Origin of the sequence: Facklamia miroungae, from assembly GCF_012396555.1 — a bacterium.
Lineage (GTDB): Bacteria > Bacillota > Bacilli > Lactobacillales > Aerococcaceae > Facklamia > Facklamia miroungae.
On record NZ_JAAXPS010000001.1, the window covers coordinates 399,136 to 417,860 of the forward strand.

Sequence of the window (18,725 nt, forward strand, 5' to 3'; positions counted from 1 at the left end):
CACACTTTTCCCATAATAAATTCTACTATTATTTAAATAATAGCAGAATTTAGCCAAATATTCATCATAAGTTTATATAATTTTTTAAAAGAATTAAGGATATATGATCCTTTATTTGAAAGTATTCTATTCTTTTAAATCTGACAATCAATCTAAAAAACGTTTAAATGTTATTATTCTAACATTTAAACGTTTTTTTAATTAACTATAGAATCTTTTTTAAACTTGCTTTATCTTAATAGAGATCATAAATGACATCGAACAAGTCTTTATCTTTTTCAATTTTAGCTTTATTACCGATGACTGCTAGTGAATAGTCTTGTAGGGACTGGTCTAGTCCGTCGGCTAAGTCCTGCAATTGGCCATTCGTTACTGCAATCATTTCTTCTTTTAACTGACTAATCATCTGATGATCAAGGCCAGTTAGATGTAAGGTGAAAGCTTCCACTCCTTTTTCATGGGCTGATTTAGGACGTTCTAATGGTGAAAGACTACCGATGATATTCTTAAGAATTTCACTTTGTGAAAGGTCTAAGTTACGAACATAGTCTGGGACGCCTAGATAGGCTTCAACTGTTTGACGGATATTGGGATCGCGATAGGACATCATATATAAAGAACCTAATCGATCATGACCATAACCTGAACCGTATGCTCCACCTTGCACACGAATGGTATTCCATAAGTATCCCAAATTTAATTCATTCACTAGAACTTTCGATACTCCCGAATAAGCGAACTTCTTATCAACATCAGTAGCAAGTCCCACATAGTTAACATCTTGAGCAGTGACAAAAGCTTCGTTTTGTTTTTTGCCCGCTTGATAGCTTTGAGTAGATTCTAGTTCTTGAAGCGGTAGTTGCTCAAAGGCTGCAAGAATCTTATCTTTAATTAAAACAGCCCGTTCTTCACTACCAGTATATAAAATATTCAAGCGGTTGAGGTTGAGAACTTTTTGATAGCTAGCATTCAGCTGGTCAATCAATTGATCGGCTTGATTATTTTTCAATAAGTCACGACACTCTTTGAGATGATTAAAGAAATCAATCCCTGAAGTCATCTCTTCTATCTTAAGCGCAGGCTTATATTGGCTAAGGGCCCGTTTGAGTGAAAGAACATGAGCTCCAAAATTGATGCGGTTTTCAAATCCGGCAATTAATTCTTGAATAATTCGCAAGATCTCTTGCTGGTCATTAATGATGGTAGAAGTCATAATTTCTTTCATTAAATCAGTTAAATGGTCAAGTGACCCTTCTAATGCTTTACCATTCAAAGCAAAATAAGTTTGAATACCACCATCTAATTTCGGAATGATATCCACGGAAGCCAGGATTCCACCTGTATGTGTATCTATTTGCCGCTGCAACTGATCAGATGTATGCTCTTTGGTCTCAAGATTCGATAAAAGTTTGGCAATTAATGACAAGTTTGCGTATTCTTCCATCGGTAGGTCGCGAACATCCCAATAAAGTGATAAATAATCAATTCCAGAAGTAAATTGATCAGCATGATAAAATTTCCCTTGACTCTTTTCAAGGTCCGTAACTTCAAGTGGTAATTCTTCCGTTTCAGTTGTCAGATCTTCTTTGGTCAGCATTGGAATCTTCGCTAAGTCTTCTGGCTTATCTGCTGACATTTGTCGTTCTATTAAAGCCTTCGTTGAGCTCACTAATTCGTCTAACGCTTGATCGGATAGTTTTGCTTTATAGGCTTGCAATTCTTCATGTTGTTTGGCTTCTTTTTGATCATTAAGACCTGGTGTCGCTTTTAAAGTGACCGCAACATAATGATCATTATTTAACATTTTTTCAGCAATTAACTTTTCAAAGTAACCTTCTTTAGCTAATGAATCTAAGTCTTCTAAGCGTTGAGAGAAAGATAAAATTTCAAATGGAGAGTAATCATATAACCAAGTTTGATAAGCAGATAGAGTATAAAAAAGGCCTCTTGGTCGTGATTCTGAGATCACTCTTTCTTTTAAACGAAAACTAATCTTGTTAATTGAAGCTTGGATAATTTCTGGATCAATACCGTCATCTACCAATTTACTTAAGGTGTCTTTAACGACCTTTTTGAAGTCTTCCATTTTACTTGCTGAAGAAAACTTAGCTAAAATCATAAAGACTTCAGGATAGCCTGGAAAATCATGTCCTCCACTAATATCCCCACCTATTTCTGCGTCTAGTAGGGCTTTCTTCAATGGGGATTGATTATTACCAAAGAGAATTTCTTCAAGTACTTCAAAGGCCATGGCTTCTAGCAAATGGTCAGCAGTTGAGACATGCCAAGCTAAACATAGATAGTCCTTATTGCTCGGATCATCGCCTTCTGTGATCGAGTATTCTTGCGTGATTTCATTATTAGCGGGTTTTTGAATATCAAATTTTAAATCAACTGGTACCGTTTTACCTTTGCCCGTAAAATACTCTTCCAACATTTCAAAGGCTTTTTCAATATTAAGATCACCGTAAAGCACGGTTAATGAATTACTTGGATGATAATATTCTTGATGATAGTCAACAAACTCTTCCTGGGTTAAATCCGTAATAGCAGATGGTAATCCACCTGATTCATATTGATAGATGGAGTCTGGATAAAGCGCTTGGGTCATCGTATGATACATTTGCTCATCAGGTGAAGCGGTAGCCCCTTTCATTTCATTGTAGACTACGCCCTTGTAGATTAGTGCATCTTCAGGCTTTTCTAAATGAAAGTGCCAGCCTTCTTGAGCTAAAATCTGCGGATTTTGACGGAAATTCGGTGCAAAAACAGCATCCAAATATACACTCATTAAGTTCGAAAAATCTTGATCATTCGTTGAGGCGACTGGATAAATGGTCTTGTCAGCAAAAGTCATTGCATTGACAAAAGTATTCATTGACCCCTTAATAATCTCAACAAAAGGTTCTTTGGAAGGGTACTTTTGAGAACCGTTTAAGACGGAGTGTTCAATTATATGTGTAATACCATTATCACTATAGGGGGGCGTTTTAAAGCCAATCGTAAAAGATTTATTCTTATCTTCGTTTTCTAAATAGAGTACCTGAGCACCCGTTTCTTCGTGAACATATAAATGTCCAATGGAATGAATATCTGGTATATCTTGACTTTGTATTTTGTTAAATGTCATCTTGTAACCTCCTAATAAAATATTTACTTTATTATTATGTCATAATTGTAAGCCCTTTTAAACATTTAAGAAGTATTTTACCAATATTATTTCTGCTATAATAAGGTAAAAGGAGTGAGTGTATGAAAAATATTTTAACAACAACTTTAATTGTACTGGTGTTAAGTTATGTGATTCCAGGTATTGTCGTTACTAGCTTGCTATCTGTTATCATTTTTTCTATTTTACTTGGTTTAGTAAGCGGTACTTTAGGTCGTTTATTAAAGTTCGCTGGTTGTGCGCTTAATATCTTAACCTTTGGCTTTTTCAACCTAGCAATCAACGCTTTTATGATCCAATTAGTAGATAACATGCTGGATGGCATTCATATCGAGAACTTTTGGATTGCGGCTCTATTAGCAATCGTTATCAGTCTTTTCTCAACCCATAATCAAAATCAAGATCTTAAAAATGAGAGACTTTAGAATATTGCACAAAAAAAACCGCCAAATTTGCCTGGAAGCAAATTTAGCGTTTTTTTTTTTAATTTCCCCTATTAGACATGATGACGGCTACTTCTTCTGGGTTCAACCCCACCATCGCTTCACCTAAATCTTCAGACACTTCAGCAATGATTTTGGCATCTCGATAGTTTTGAACTGCTTTGACAATTGCTGCTGCCCTTTTTTCAGGATTACCCGATTTAAAAATACCTGATCCGACAAATACACCTTGCGCTCCTAATTGCATCATTAAAGCCGCATCGGCCGGTGTGGCTACACCACCCGCTGAGAAGTTAACAACTGGCAATTCGCCTGTTTCATGAACTTCTTTTAATAAGTCAAATGGTACTTGAAGATCCCGTGCTTCTACATACAACTCATCTTCATCCATTGCTTGGATACGCTTGATACCGGCTTGGATTGACCGCATATGAGTCACCGCTTGAACAACATCTCCTGTTCCTGCTTCACCTTTAGTCCGGATCATTGAAGCTCCTTCTTGAATACGACGCAGAGCCTCGCCAATGTTTCTCGCTCCACAAACAAATGGCGTCTTAAAGTTAGTCTTATTAATGTGATGATCATTATCAGCCGGTGATAAAACTTCTGATTCATCTATAAAGTCAACATCGATCGCTTCTAAGATTTGAGCCTCCACGAAGTGACCAATTCGCACTTTGGCCATTACTGGAATCGATACTGCTTTTTGTATCGATTTGATTAAAGCTGGATCGGACATCCGACTCACACCCCCTGCTTGACGGATGTCTGCGGGAATTCGTTCTAAAGCCATCACTGCTACCGCTCCTGCTTTTTCAGCAATCTTTGCTTGTTCAGGATTCATAACGTCCATTATCACGCCGCCAACAAAATTCTTAGGATCTACTATTTTTTTACTCACAAAATCATTCCCTTCTATAGCTTTATCTTAATCGTTTTTGGTACTATATAAAGTACCAAAATAAGATAATGTGAGGGGACCAGTTTGTTATACTTAAATTTATATAATGACATCAAACAGAGAATACTCGAGGGACACTTAAGTCCTGGCGAAAAACTTCCTAGTAAACGACAAATGGCAAAAGATCGCGGTGTCAGTATAAACACCGTTACGGCTAGCCTTGATCAATTGGCTGCTGAGGGATATATCGAAGCGATTCAACGTAAAGGCTATTATGTTTTAAGCCAAAAATTAAATTTAAAAGAACCTGAACACTGGAATGTCAATGAATTAAGGCAGGAAAACACACCCAAAATTGATTGGCGCTATAAAGGAGTGGACCCTGAATTCCCCATTGCTACCTGGAAAAAACTAACGCTTGAATGCCTAAACCTTAATCCTAATTATTTAACAGAGAAAGGTCCAAAACTTGGTGAACATTCGCTCAGACAAGCTATCTCTACTTATTTATGGAATGCTAAAGGGATTAAAGCTTCTCCCAGTCATATTATTGTTGGGTCTTCGACTGAAAACTTACTGCTTCTTTTAGTCAAATTAATTGGTAAAGCCAAAATTGGGGTTGAAGATCCAGGTTTTCATCGTTGGGGCGAATTTTTAAGAGCCAATCAAATTGAGCAAATTCCGATTAGACTCGATGAAGAAGGAGCCAATCCTGATTCATTCGATAAAAACAAAATGGATTTGCTGTATGTGACCCCTTCCTATCAATTTCCTACTGGTTCAATTATGACAATTGGACGTAAACAGGCTTTGTTGGAATGGGTTAATGACGACCAAAAATGGATCATAGAAGATGAATATAATGGCGAATTCCGCTATGAAGGAAAACCTATTCCTCCCTTAAAAGCGATCGATTATCAAGACCGAGTCATATATCTTCAATCCTTCTCATCCCTAATCAGTCCTGCCCTGAGAATCTCTTTTATGCTTTTACCTGATCAACTTATGCAACAATTTAGTAGGTATCCCTATTATTTTTCCTGTCCAGTTCCCCGCTTAACTCAAAATGTATTGGCGCAATTCATGTCAGGGGGTTACTTTACTCGCCATGTCAATCGGATGCGACGTAAGTACAGTAAAAAAAGACAGATGATTGAGAAGTGGGCCAGTCAGTATACTGATTTAAGAATAATAGGTACGAATGCCGGCCTTCATTTACTTTTAAGTATTTCAAATAACCCCCTATCGGAGAAAGAAATTATCGACGCAGTCAAAACACATGGAATGGCGCTTTCACCCTTATCCGATTATGAAATGATTAAAAAAACAAGACCAGCTAGTTTTGTGATCGGCTACGGAAAAGCCAGTCTATCCGAATTAGAAGCAGGAATGAAAGTCTTAGAAGAAGTACTTCAGCTAAAAAAGAATTGTTAGGAGAAAACAAAAAGATTGACACGAGAAAAAAATTCGCTAGAATAGTTCTCATGGTAACTAATATTACGGAAGGAGTTTGACATGCTATATCATTTAAAAAAAACGATTCATCAGGCAGAGCAATTAAAAATGCGTTATGCGAAATGCCATGATTATACCCATTTAGATGGTCCTCAAGGTCACGTCATCATGTATCTTTATTGTCATCGAGAAAAGCCAGTCTTCCAAAAAGACATCGAAGACCATTTAAAAATTTCAAAATCAGTAGCGTCGAATCTTATTCAACGAATGAAACGCAATGGTTTTATTGAAACCCGTCCTTATCCAGAGGACAAACGTCATAAAGTGATTCAACTTACCTCTTTAGGAATTGAAAAATCGATGCGAATTGAGGACTTTATTTCTAAGGTTCGAACTGCTCTTCTAGAGAACATCTCACCTGAAGAAATTTGTCTTATTCATAAGATTTTTTCTCAAATCGACCGTAATATTATAAAAGCCAATCAAATGCTTGACAAAAAGGAGGAAGTACATGATTAAAATTTTTAAAAGATTAAGCTTCAAAGAGCTAGGTGTGATGCTGACAGCTATTATATTAATAATAGCTAGCGTCTGGGTAGAGTTAAAAGTTCCGGGCTATATGTCTGAAATTACTCAACTTCTCCAAAATCCACAAGTAAAAGTTTCCGACATTTATGATCCAGGTTCAAAGATGATTGGACTATCGGTTATCGGTCTTATTTTATCCATTCTAGTAGTATTTTTATCCGCCCGTTTAGCAGCGAGCTTTGCTTCTGAACTGCGTCGAGATGTTTTTGACAGCGTTATGGACTATTCGACGGCTGAACTGCAAGACTTCTCAATTCCTAGCCTTTTAACTCGGACAACTAACGATATCGTTCAGATTCAAATGTTCTTAGCCATGGGATTACAAATTATTGTACGGGGACCCATGATGGCCCTCATGGCTGTCGGAAAAATTTCCACCAAGAATGTAGAATGGTTGTGGGTCACTTTTGCCGCTTTGGCTTTAATGTTAACAACCATCATCATTCTTTTGTCTTTCGTTTTGCCTAAGCAGAAACTTGTACAAGGCCTAACGGATCGTTTAAATCGAATTATGCGAGAGTCCTTATCAGGAATGCGGGTTATTCGAGCCTATAACGCAGAAGATTACCAAACTGATAAGTTTTCTGAAGCCAATCAAGAATTAACTGGTATCAACTTATTCATCTATCGATCCATGAGCATTATGAATCCTCTAATGATGATGGTTTCCAATGGCTTGACCTTAGGTGTTTATTGGGTAGGAGCTTACTTAATTTCAGCTGCCGTTTTCCAAGAGAAAATCGTTTTATTTTCCGACATGATTGTTTTTTCTTCGTATGGCATGCAAGTAGTGATTGGTTTCATGATGATGACTATGATCTTTATCATCCTTCCACGGACCATGGTTTCAGCTAGACGAGTAACTGAAGTGCTGGATACAAATTCAAGTTTAATTTATCCATCACAAGCGCTACAGGAAATAGATCAAGGTTCTCTAATTTTTAAAGATGTTTCTTTCGCTTATCCCGATGCTGCCAAGCCGGTTCTCGAAAAAATTTCCTTTCAAGTAGAACCCGGACAAACACTCGCTTTTATCGGTTCTACTGGGTCAGGTAAATCCAGTTTAATTAATTTGATTCCACGGCTATTCGATGTAACTAAAGGAGATATTATCCTTAATGGTCATTCGATTAAAGACTATCCTCGGCAACGTTTAAATGAAATCATCGGCTACGTACCACAAAGATCCGTTCTCTTTTCGGGAACTATTCAATCCAATATTGATTTTGGTGATTCCAGTCAAAGTCCTTTAGACGAAGCGGCTATTTGGGAAGCGATCGATATTGCACAAGCCAAAGATTTTGTGAGTGAAAAAGAAGAACAATTAAATAGTCACGTGGCACAAAATGGCACCAACTTCTCTGGTGGGCAAAAACAACGTTTAGCCATTGCACGTGCTATCGCCAGAAAACCGCAAATTATTATTTTTGATGATTCTTTCTCAGCTTTGGATTATCAAACAGACCGCAAACTACGTCAGATATTACTTGAAAAAACCAAAGAGATGACCAAAATCATTGTCGGACAAAGAATTTCGACTATTATGGACGCAGATCAAATTATTGTTATCGAAAAGGGCCAAATTGTTGGTAAAGGAAGTCACAAAGAATTATTAGAGACGAATAAGGTCTACCAAGAAATAGCCTATTCGCAATTAAATAAGGAGGAACTTGATAATGGAAAATAAAGCAGTCACTTTAAGAACCTATAGCAAGGGATTCCGTTTGATTTTTTTCTTAGCCATCTTATTCTCAATCGCTGGATCCTATATTTCTGTCATTGGTCCTGATCGTATCCGAGAGATCACAGATTTGATAGCTCAAGGCATGATGACCAAGATGAATTTAGAAAAAATTAGTCAATTGGCTACCTATTTAGCTATGCTTTTTGCTATAGGAGCTGTCGCGAATTATGGCGCCTCTTTTATCATGGCAACTATCTCTCAACGTTTAACTCAAAAACTGCGTGAAGGAATCGGCCAAAAAGTCAACCGGATGCCATTAAATTATTTCGATCAACATTCACAAGGCGATACCCTATCCAGAGTAACCAACGACTTAGATACCTTAGGACAGACTCTTAATCAAAGTATGTCTACCTTGGTCTCTTCAACTACCATGCTGATTGGTACCTTGATCATGATGTTCCGAACAGATCTTACCTTAACGATCGTTTCGATCTCTACGGTAGTGATTGGCTTTGCGATTACTATCTTCCTAATGGGTAAATCCAGAAATTTTTTCAAAAAACAACAAAATCATTTAGCCGAAATTAATGGTCATATTGAAGAAATGTATACGGGTCATGCCATCGTTCGATCTTACAATGCAGTCGATTTTGCTAAAGAAACGTTTAGGAATATCAACGAAAAACTAGCGACTAGCATCTGGAAAGCTCAATTCCTTTCCGGTATAGCTATGCCTTTAATGACATTTATTGGTAACTTTGGATATGTTTTAGTTTGTATCTTCGGAGCCACGTTAGTCATTGAAGGAAAAATTACTATGGGAGTCATTGTTGCCTTTATGATGTACATTCGCATGTTCTCTCGTCCCATTCAACAATTAGCGCAGTCCAGTCAAGCACTTGCTCAAGCGCGTGCTGCCATGACACGGGTCTTTGAATTTCTCAATGAAGAGGAACTTGAAAATGAAGACCATAAGGTACGTCAACTTGACCATGTAGAAGGATTGGTTGAATTTGACCACGTTCAATTTGGTTATGATCCCGAAGAAATCATTATTCATGATTTTTCAGCTTATGCAAAACCAGGTAAAAAGATTGCCATTGTCGGACCAACAGGAGCTGGTAAGACAACGATTGTTAATCTCTTAATGCGATTTTATGAAATCAATAGTGGTGAAATTCGTTTAGATGGTAAAAATACCCAGGGCATGAAGCGGAGTGAAATTCATGAATATTTCGCCATGGTCTTACAAGATACTTGGTTATTTGAAGGGACTGTTCGTGAGAACTTACTCTTTAATAAGAAAGAAGTTGGCGAAGCAGAAATGATTGCTGCTTGCCAAGCGGTTGGAATTGATCATTTCATTAATACTCTACCTAAGGGCTATGACACCATTCTCAATGAAAAAGTAACTCTTTCAGTTGGTCAGAAACAATTATTGACGATTGCGCGAGCACTAATCAAAGATGCACCGCTCTTGATTCTTGATGAAGCCACTTCATCCGTCGACACACGAACTGAGGTCTTAATTCAAGAAGCTATGGATAAGTTGATGGAAGGACGAACTTCCTTTATCATTGCCCACCGCTTATCAACAATTCGTAATGCGGACCTTATCTTGGTCTTGAAGGATGGTAACATTATCGAACAAGGTAACCACGATCAATTAATTGCTGCTCAAGGTTTTTATGCAGACCTTTATAATAGCCAATTTGAAGCTGCGTAAATTATGCTAAAAGAACTTGTCATTGAAGGCGGGTTCAGACTGTAGACAAATGCTGTTTGAGTACATACTCAAACAGCATTTGTTTTTATTTATAAATTTCATCATCAATTCTTATGACTCTATCTCTACTTTGTTGTCATAGCATTAATCAATACAATAACAATTAAAATCGACATCAAACCTTTCCTCCAAACGGTGATAAAAAAGGCAGTGATTTGCCCACTTTCTCTTTCTAACCCGCTATGCTTTCGCTGTTAGAAAGACTTCATTTACTATTAAGTCTCCTTTTAAGAACGCGCTTGATTAGAGGGAAGATTTTCATCCGATTGACCATGAAGACCATCGCCTACTTATCATACAAAAAGTGCATCAATCGATTAAATCATCTTCTAAAACAACCTTTGCTTCCTTCCGCATCCCATCCATCAAAACTTATTAATCCTTTTGAACTTTTCCAGTCACTTATGCTCCTATCTTATCATCTAAAATATATTTGGGAGGTGTGAGATAAACTCAAAAAAATCCATATCTATTTGATTCATTAATAGTCAGCAATCAAAAAATAAGGACTCTGATGTTTCAAGGACTTATCACATTTAATTTTGATATAATTTTTTCGTATCTTAATTAAAGTAAATTAAATTTAATTGCAGACTGTGAAAAGAGTTTCTGAAATTTCAAAAACTCTTAATAATATCTATCCATTTAATTTTATTGCTTCGCTACATCATAGACAATTTCACCATCAATGATCGAAAGAACCACAGAGTTAGCTTCAGATGGATTAACGAGATTAAAGGTGTATTCACCTTCTAACTCCTTAGCTATTTCAGCATAGGCCGCTTGAAGTTCTTGACGCATTTCTTTCCAAGCTGACAAGATATCTGCATTCCCATCTGCTACGAGTGCAATTGAGTTTTTAAAATCTTCATCGATCGGTGTAATGGTAAAAGTTTTTTCTTTTTCATTAAAATCAACTTCCGCAAAACCTTTATAATTATCCCTTAAAACTAATAAAGCAGCCTGTTCTTTTAAGTCATTACTGAGTGGTTGATCTTCAGTAGAAAGTATTTCTGATGAACTTTCTAAAGAAGGTTGCACTTCTTCTTGAGAGGATACAATTTCTGTTCTCGAATTTTGTATACGATTTTCTGGAGTGTTTGTATCTAATTGAAGCAAGTAAATTGGGACCAAGATAATGATCATTAATAGAATAAAAATAGCAATAAACCATTTCCAACAGCCTGATTGATTTTTGAGCGAACGATTTTTTGGCATAATAACTCCTTTAATATCCCCAGTTTTTCTCTTTTAATATTATTTTAAATAGAGTCTAAAGATATTTCCTTAAGATTAAACATTTACATCTGGCTTTCTAACCACTCGACCGCATCTTCCATAGGATGATCAGTTAATACATCCGGTTCGATCGGTTCTTCATAGAAAACTTGGCCCTCTTTGGTTCGCATCATATGTGTTACTAATGAAACAAAACAATCATAATTAATAGGTATACCAGTTAGATAAGAGTTGTATCCTGCAGTCGGATGACCAAATATTTTAACATTAGGCATATCCATAAAACACATTGTAATTGCTTCACCAGCACTTGCTGTAAATCGACTCGTTAAAACAGCGATTGGAACTTTGTCCACAGGGGTATGTTCAATATTGAGAATCAAATCATTTGAAATGAAATTGTTTCCAATTTTAGAGAATCTATCTGTGATCTCTCCCTTTTTATTAATCACAGAGAAGAACTCCCCTTCATCTAAAAGTGGAAACAGCCCCGGAATCATCGTGAAATATTGTCCACCTGTGTTTTCTCTTAAATCTATAATAATCCCTTTGGGATGTTTAGGACCAAATTCATCGTATGCTTTTAATAGAATATCGCTGTATTCTCTATTATTATATAAAATACTATATTTTGGAAATTTACTGTAGCCTGGTACATTCAAATAGACTATCTGATTTTCATATGAATAGGACGGTAACCTATCTTCTCCTTCTGAATCTGAAACTTGACTTTGAAGGTTGATTATCTCTTTCGTTAAGGATCCCACTTCAAATTCATCATTTTCATTTTTTGAATAAAAGGAACTATGTTTACCTCCGGATAAATAAAGTAAATTTCTAAGTAGTCCCTTAGCCTGATTAATAGTTTCAACAGTTTCCTTTTCACTTTGGATAGCCTTTTTTAAACGATCAAATTTTTCCTCATTCTTTTCTTTAAAATAACCTAATTCTAAACTTGCTATAGTCCGATCAATAAAAGTTTGAGGAGTTTCAGCTGGCAAAGGAAATTCTTCATTAATTTTTTCCACCGCTTTTTTAATTTCATCTTCTTTTGCAAAAGCAATAGAATTAAAAGGTATCATACACAAAATAGTCAAAATAAAAATGAGCTTTATCATTATTTTTTTCATATACGTCCGCTCCTTTAAAATCTTAAATGAATAGAAAAAAGTTACATATGGCCTTCTAACTTGTCCACAACAATTCCTTTGCGATGACAAATTATTACTTTTAATTTTCATATTACTAATTAAATAGACTACTAAGAGAGTTTGGCAAATTTAAGACTTTTTAATTTCTCGTAATAAATATCTTTTTAATCTTCCTCATAGGCATTCTCCTCTATTAATCAGGAATAAAAATAACTTTTATAATAATTTTCAAAATAATAATACTACATGATAAAAACGTTTTCAATATATTTTAAAATTGGATGAAAAATTTTCCCTTATTCGATTATTCACTTAATAAAGGGAATTTATAATAGTTTTATTTTATTTCAATATTAATTTTTCCTTTAGCATGGTGGCTTTCACTTACTTTATGGGCCTCACTTAATCCTTGAGCAGTCAATGGAAACTCGTGGCCGATATGAGGTTTCACACTTCCTTTTTCAATTAGGGCAGCTAGTTTAGACAACTGCTCACCATTTGATTTAGCCGAAAGACTCTTGACCATTATATTTCTCATTTTAGCCTCCCCTTCATCGGGCTGACCGACCGTTGAAACAATTCTTCCTCTGGGTTTTACCAGGTCCAGACTTTTAGCTAGCGTCTCACCACCTAAAGTATCCAAGACCAAATCTAAGTCTTTAGCCACGTTGGCGAAGTCGGTGGTCTTATAGTTGATAAACTCATCTACTCCCAAGTCTTTAAGTAATGATTCATTTTTCCCACTAGCCGTTGAAAAGACGAAGGCGCCAAAGCTTTTAGCGATTTGAATAGCAAAACTACCTACTCCCCCCGAACCTGCATGAATTAAAACGCGATCTCCTTTTTTTACTTGGCCAAACTCAACGATAGCTTGTCAAGCGGTTAAACCAACCATGGGCACAGCTGCTGCTTCTTTAAAAGTTATATTTTTTGGCTTATGAGCGACTAAAATCTCGTTAACTGCCACAAACTCTGTATAGGTCCCACTTTTTAAAGATGAATTGGCAAAGACTTCGTCACCCACTTTAAATTGTGTGACGGCTTTGCCAACCTCAACCACCACCCCAGCGGCATCCAACCCTAGAATAATAGGAAAATTAAAGGAAATAACTTCTGCCAATTCACCCCGTCGAACCTTAGTATCAAAGCGATTAATTGATGTTGCATAGAGCTCAATTAAAACTTGATTCTCTTTTATCTTTGGTTTTGCAACTTGAGCTTCAACGAATTGATCCGTCTCGCCATACTTATTTATCACAATAGCTTTCATAAAAGTATCCCCTTTTATTGATATTGAATTTAAAATGAGTCTTAAATGTATTTTTACCTACCACTTAGAGATTTTTTTCGAGCCACTCTTTGAGAACAACTGCTTGATTATGTTGTTCGTCTTTAGCCCCATATACTAAGGTGACATGATGCTTCGTTAATTGCTTAGAGACTTTTTCTAACAATTCATCTTTCATGGAATGATTGTCCAATTCTTTTTGATAATTTTCTTTAAAAGTAGAAAATTTTTCAGGATCATGATCGAAATCTTGACGTAAATCTTTAGAAGGAGCAATTTCTTTGGGCCACCAGGAGAAACTTAATTCTTCTTTTTTAATCCCTCTTGGCCATATACGGTCAACCAATATGCGATAACCATCATCTCGCCCTTTTTGATCATAAGCGCGTCTTAGTTTAATTTCAGCCATACTATCTCCTCTCCTTAGATGATTTAATTTGTTTGATAATACCATGCTACTGCTAAAAAGAAAGTCAGACAATTCTTTTGCCTAAAAAAAAACGACACAAAAGTGTCGGCGTAAAATTAATAATTAAGACGAACAATATCCAACACATGGTTACTTGCTCCGACTAATTCCTGTCTTTCACAAATAGCGTAGTGGTAGTTAAGATAATGGTTGAAAGTTTCTGAATCGTAATTGTAGACATTAGTCTCGTCTGAGAGAAAAGTTATCCTCAAGACATTACCTTCTTCAATCCGTAAATTATCTGCTGAACTTAGCTTGAACTTTAGGACGTCAATATTCTTTTGCACTAATTCTACGGCTGTCACATCATAAGCTTTGCGTGATAGGTAGAGTGAATATTGACCCGTTCCAAAACTTATCTATAAAATTCTAGCATCGGGTGCTAAATAATCTTTAATTAATTTTAAGGAGTTAAAAATCTACTTCATAATGATAAAAATTCACGGTTATCTTAATTTTATAAATCGTTAAGTCAAGACTCTAGTCTATGTATCGCTTAACTAAAATATTAAAACAAAAATTTAATAATTTCTCTCTATTTGAACAGATCTAAAATCTCATCTCCTTTAATTTCTAAGAGTAATTTATCTTCTTAACTAACTTTTTTTTTTAAAATATTAAAGAATACTAAACTTATGAATTTAGATTATTTATACGTCCTAAAATATGAATAATTTTGTATATTTTTTCACGATTTTTTACTATAAGAACATCCTTTTGTAATCAGATATTGCATTTGAATCTACTTGATAATTTCCCTCTATAATGTAATATTTCATGTATAACCTTGGTTCGTTAGGCAGACCAATTTCTTGAATGCGGTGAGTGTCTTTTTATAGAGAAGATACTTTAAAGCATGCATTATTTAATAGTTATCATCATGCTATGGTATTTATAGACAATCCGAAAGAGTGATAATATGAGTATTTTTATTTTTGAAGACAACATTATTCAAGCACAGAATATTAAAAGAATAGTGGAAGAAATTTGTAGTAAGTATTATTTACCCTTTAACTTTATTGATGTAACTAGTAAAAGTACAGATATAATTAATAAAATTCCGATGACAACATACATTCCAATTTACTTTTTAGATATTGAAATTAAAGGGGAATTGCGAAAGGGGTTAAATGTTGCACAAGAGATTCGCAAGTATGATAAAGAAGGCATAATTGTATTTGTTACATCACATTATGAATTTGCACCAATCTCATATCAATACATGGTATCAGCTTTTACTTTTATTGATAAATCACTATCTTACAATGAGCGTTATCAGTTAATTGAACAATGTTTACTTCATTATCAAGCACGTAATACAACTCATATTCTTACAGATGATTTCATCGTTGAAAATTCTAATACCACTGTACGGGTACCGTTCAACAAAGTAGAATATATTAAAACAGATGAACCTCATCGCTTAGTACTAGTCACATCAGATCGTTTGATTCATTTTTATGGTGCCTTAAAAGAAATTGAAATATTAGACAAAAGATTATTTCGTTGTCACCAATCTTTTGTTGTGAATAAAACACAAATATTGGCCTTTGATGCAAAAGAAGCAATGATTGTGTTAAAAAGTGGCAAAAAACTCCCCGTATCACGGCGTTTTAGGCAGAAAGTTCGTCAAATATTAAGGGGGAAGTTATGATGTATATTTATGATTTAATCGCCACTATACTTATTGTAATTAGCCATCTATTGTTTTACTTTCAATTAATTCATTATAGCCGACCATCTTATATGGTCATAATCTCTTTGGGAACCGTTTTCACATTATTTCTTAGATTTGTTATTGAAGTAACAGGATTTCCTGAATTAAATATGCTTTTATGTCTACTATTTTTACTAAGTCTAGGTTTATTACAAATTGACCTGAATTTTACAAAAAACTTATATTTTGCTTTAACTAGTATAGTTATTATTACATTATTTAATATGGCTTTGATGGAATTGAGTCAATTATTATTTATGTGGTCTCCATTTAATTTATATATATGGACATATAGCATTATTCATCTTGGTATTTCTATTATTATTCTATTAAGCGTTGTGATGCTAAGTAGACCTAATCAAAGGTTAGCTAATTTTATAGGAGATAGTCATCTTTATCCCATTAGCTTTGGTCTTTTGGGTATCGGATTCATTTTAATACTTATATTGAATAGTCCTGCTACTCATTTTTTGGCATCCTTAAACATTAAATATTGGAGAATTAGCTATAATGTTGCTTTTTTTATTTTTTTTATATTAATCTTACTGATGTTAATCGGTTTTCAATTAACAAAAGAAAAACTATTAGATGAGCACCAAAGCCGTTTGGACAAAGAAATGTTAGATTATGTTAAAAAATTAGAAATTATGCATGATGAGTTGGCGAGATTTCGTCATGATTATAAAAATCTGTTATTGTCTTTAGATGAAGCTGTGCGCACAAAAAATATCATTCAGATTGAACAAATATATAATGAAGTTATCGCTCCGACTTCTAATATGATTAATAATCATGAGCTGGATATTACAAAATTATCGTATATCAATATTCCTGAAGTGAAAAGTATATTAAGCGTTAAATTCATTGCTGCTCAACAACATCGTATGAAAGTTTTAATAGATATTCCTAAATCAATTGACAGTATAGATTTACCCATTGTTGATTTTATTAGAATTATTTCAATAATAGTTGACAATGCGATAGAGGCGGCTGTTGAAAGTAAGGAAAAAATAATACAATTTTCTTTTTTTAAAATAAAAGAAACACATTATTTTATTGTACGTAATAGTTTTAAGCAAACACAAATCGATTTAGAGAAAATATATGAAAAATCTTATTCAACTAAAAATGAAAACAGAGGATGTGGACTCTATTCTTTAAAGCGTATAATTGATCAAACAAAAAACGTTACTTTAGAAACTAGCTTACAAGAACCATTCATTACTCAAACAATAAAAATAAAAGATAGTAACAAAGAAAATAATTCTCTTATTTGATGAATTAATTAAAAATTTATTTTACATTGTTAATTCTAGATAATAATTCAAGTTCGGACTGTTAGAACATAGTTTATTTTGCATTTAAAAAAGCATGCAAGCTGTCAAATTAGACACTATCCACTTATGTCACTTTACCAGACATTAAGCGAATTATGACTTAAACTTAATATTTTAAGCTTATAGAATGAGATCAGGACGAGACCCCGATCTCATTGTGAGAAAAATTTGATTAGTAACTTTAAATAAACAAGAGTTCAAACACAACTTTAGTATTTTTTTGTAATAATTCTCTACCAAATATGACCAAATTTGAACCGAATATGATCAAACTCTTCACCTATATACTAAAGTACAATATACTTAGTTCAAGAGGTGAACTTGATGTTAGAAATTTCTTTTGTCTTCTGCATAAGTATCGGATTACCGCTTATCTTATTAATTTATGCATTTCTAAAAAAGCGATATGTACCCTTTTTCCTAGGAGTTTCAGCATTTGTAATTTCACAAATTTTAATTCGTATACCACTGTTACAATATTTTGAGAGACATTCAATCTCTTATTCCATGTTTAGTGCATTAGAGCCTGTATTATTTGCAATGATTATCGGTATGTCAGCAGGCATTTTTGAAGAAGGTGCTCGCTATTTGATAATACGTTTTTTTATGAAGCAACGTGACTGGCTCTCAGGTTTTCTATTTGGTGCGGGCCATGGAGGAATAGAAGCTGTCTTACTCAATGGGATTGTTGCATTAAAGATATTTTTCTCACCCAAAATTAATACTTACAATGTTAGTTTTTTTATTGGTGGAATCGAAAGATTTTTTGCAATGCTATTACATATTGGTTTATCCATTATTATTTTAAAAGCCGTAGAACAAAAAAAAAATATTTACGTTTTAATAGCCATTTTTACCCATGGATTTGTAGATATGTTAATAGGGATATTACCCTTATTCCTATCTCCAAATGTTGCAATAATAAGTTTAGAAACTTCATTAGCAATAGTTGCATTAGCTGTCTTTGGTTATAGTTTGAATTTAAAAAATAAGGGGGAATTATAATGAAAAAAAAATTGTTAGCAACGTTGTCAACTATTGTCATTTTAATGCTGTGTGGATGTGGCAACAAGGTAGATGATACTACTTCAGAAAAATATATTTCACAGGCAAAAGAAATTGTCAGTTTAATAAACGAAAGCAACTATGATGAAGTTTACACTATGTTTAATGATGAAATGAAAGCAGCTTTACCAGTAAAGAGTATGAGCGAAATAACACCATTAATTACTGACTCCGGTGTTTTCAAAAAAATAGATAAAGCTTCAGTAGAAGAGCGAGACGGTAACTATATTACAGTTCTAGTTGCAAAATATAGTAAAGGTAATCGTATTTATACAATTACCTTTGAAGATGACTTAGAAGTTGCTGGACTATATATTAAATAAGTTTTTTATCACCTTGTTTCTATGTCCTTCATTATGAATTTGATATGTTTCACATTTCGACAATTAAGTTATATTCTGGAAGAATACAAAGTCATTTAAATTTCAAT

The 18,725-nt window shown here is 34.4% G+C and carries 15 protein-coding genes and 1 pseudogene; 9 read left to right on the forward strand and 7 right to left on the reverse strand.

Annotation, left to right across the window (positions count from 1 at the left end):
- Nucleotides 1-235: 235 nt before the first annotated feature.
- On the reverse strand, nt 236-3,130 hold the full coding sequence (locus HF969_RS01845) for an insulinase family protein (RefSeq protein ID WP_090289064.1): 2,895 nt from the start codon (nt 3,128-3,130) through the stop codon (nt 236-238).
- Nucleotides 3,131-3,252: 122 nt separating this feature from the next.
- Between HF969_RS01845 and HF969_RS01850 the strand changes: the two genes are divergently transcribed.
- Nucleotides 3,253-3,594, forward strand: coding sequence for a phage holin family protein (locus HF969_RS01850; RefSeq protein ID WP_090289065.1), 342 nt, complete (start codon nt 3,253-3,255; stop codon nt 3,592-3,594).
- Nucleotides 3,595-3,652: 58 nt separating this feature from the next.
- On the opposite strand, the gene pdxS is transcribed toward HF969_RS01850, so the two are convergent.
- Nucleotides 3,653-4,513 carry a pyridoxal 5'-phosphate synthase lyase subunit PdxS gene (gene pdxS / locus HF969_RS01855; RefSeq protein ID WP_281241365.1) on the reverse strand — a complete coding sequence of 287 codons (861 nt, stop codon included), beginning with the start codon at nt 4,511-4,513 and terminating at the stop codon, nt 3,653-3,655.
- Nucleotides 4,514-4,597: 84 nt separating this feature from the next.
- Between pdxS and pdxR the strand changes: the two genes are divergently transcribed.
- The 4 genes from pdxR to HF969_RS01875 all read left to right on the forward strand — a co-directional run bounded on the left by pdxR (nt 4,598) and on the right by HF969_RS01875 (nt 9,969).
- Nucleotides 4,598-5,947: a MocR-like pyridoxine biosynthesis transcription factor PdxR gene (gene pdxR, locus HF969_RS01860; RefSeq protein ID WP_090289066.1), complete on the forward strand. Its 1,350-nt coding sequence runs from the start codon at nt 4,598-4,600 to the stop codon at nt 5,945-5,947.
- A gap of 81 nt (nt 5,948-6,028) precedes the next feature.
- Nucleotides 6,029-6,487: a MarR family winged helix-turn-helix transcriptional regulator gene (locus HF969_RS01865; RefSeq protein WP_090289067.1), complete on the forward strand. Its 459-nt coding sequence runs from the start codon at nt 6,029-6,031 to the stop codon at nt 6,485-6,487.
- The gene (locus tag HF969_RS01870; protein WP_090289068.1) at nt 6,480-8,243 is read left to right on the forward strand and encodes an ABC transporter ATP-binding protein; all 1,764 of its coding nucleotides are present in this window, start codon (nt 6,480-6,482) and stop codon (nt 8,241-8,243) included. Before HF969_RS01865 ends, HF969_RS01870 begins: the two co-directional genes overlap by 8 nt.
- Nucleotides 8,233-9,969 carry an ABC transporter ATP-binding protein gene (locus HF969_RS01875; RefSeq protein ID WP_090289069.1) on the forward strand — a complete coding sequence of 579 codons (1,737 nt, stop codon included), beginning with the start codon at nt 8,233-8,235 and terminating at the stop codon, nt 9,967-9,969. Before HF969_RS01870 ends, HF969_RS01875 begins: the two co-directional genes overlap by 11 nt.
- A 711-nt stretch (nt 9,970-10,680) precedes the next feature.
- On the opposite strand, the gene HF969_RS01880 is transcribed toward HF969_RS01875, so the two are convergent.
- The 5 genes and pseudogenes from HF969_RS01880 to HF969_RS01900 all read right to left on the reverse strand — a co-directional run bounded on the left by HF969_RS01880 (nt 10,681) and on the right by HF969_RS01900 (nt 14,463).
- Nucleotides 10,681-11,247, reverse strand: a complete 567-nt coding sequence (locus tag HF969_RS01880) for a hypothetical protein (RefSeq protein WP_090289070.1) — start codon at nt 11,245-11,247, stop codon at nt 10,681-10,683.
- A gap of 83 nt (nt 11,248-11,330) precedes the next feature.
- Nucleotides 11,331-12,398 carry a S41 family peptidase gene (locus HF969_RS01885; protein ID WP_168427132.1) on the reverse strand — a complete coding sequence of 356 codons (1,068 nt, stop codon included), beginning with the start codon at nt 12,396-12,398 and terminating at the stop codon, nt 11,331-11,333.
- A 358-nt stretch (nt 12,399-12,756) separates the two neighbouring features.
- A pseudogene (locus HF969_RS01890) lies at nt 12,757-13,689 on the reverse strand (NADP-dependent oxidoreductase).
- A gap of 64 nt (nt 13,690-13,753) precedes the next feature.
- Nucleotides 13,754-14,116 (reverse strand): DUF488 domain-containing protein, encoded by a 363-nt coding sequence (locus HF969_RS01895; RefSeq protein WP_090289072.1) that lies wholly within the window; start codon nt 14,114-14,116, stop codon nt 13,754-13,756.
- Nucleotides 14,117-14,232: 116 nt separating this feature from the next.
- Complete coding sequence (locus HF969_RS01900) at nt 14,233-14,463, reverse strand: hypothetical protein (protein WP_143406538.1); 231 nt, start codon at nt 14,461-14,463, stop codon at nt 14,233-14,235.
- A 632-nt stretch (nt 14,464-15,095) separates the two neighbouring features.
- Between HF969_RS01900 and HF969_RS01905 the strand changes: the two genes are divergently transcribed.
- The 4 genes from HF969_RS01905 to HF969_RS01920 all read left to right on the forward strand — a co-directional run bounded on the left by HF969_RS01905 (nt 15,096) and on the right by HF969_RS01920 (nt 18,618).
- On the forward strand, nt 15,096-15,830 hold the full coding sequence (locus tag HF969_RS01905) for a response regulator transcription factor (protein ID WP_090289073.1): 735 nt from the start codon (nt 15,096-15,098) through the stop codon (nt 15,828-15,830).
- Complete coding sequence (locus HF969_RS01910) at nt 15,827-17,170, forward strand: GHKL domain-containing protein (protein WP_210727853.1); 1,344 nt, start codon at nt 15,827-15,829, stop codon at nt 17,168-17,170. Before HF969_RS01905 ends, HF969_RS01910 begins: the two co-directional genes overlap by 4 nt.
- 384 nt (nt 17,171-17,554) lie before the next feature.
- Nucleotides 17,555-18,235, forward strand: coding sequence for a YhfC family glutamic-type intramembrane protease (locus tag HF969_RS01915; protein ID WP_090289075.1), 681 nt, complete (start codon nt 17,555-17,557; stop codon nt 18,233-18,235).
- On the forward strand, nt 18,235-18,618 hold the full coding sequence (locus tag HF969_RS01920) for a DUF3887 domain-containing protein (protein WP_090289076.1): 384 nt from the start codon (nt 18,235-18,237) through the stop codon (nt 18,616-18,618). The genes HF969_RS01915 and HF969_RS01920 overlap by 1 nt, the downstream gene beginning before the upstream one ends.
- Nucleotides 18,619-18,725 lie beyond the last annotated feature (107 nt).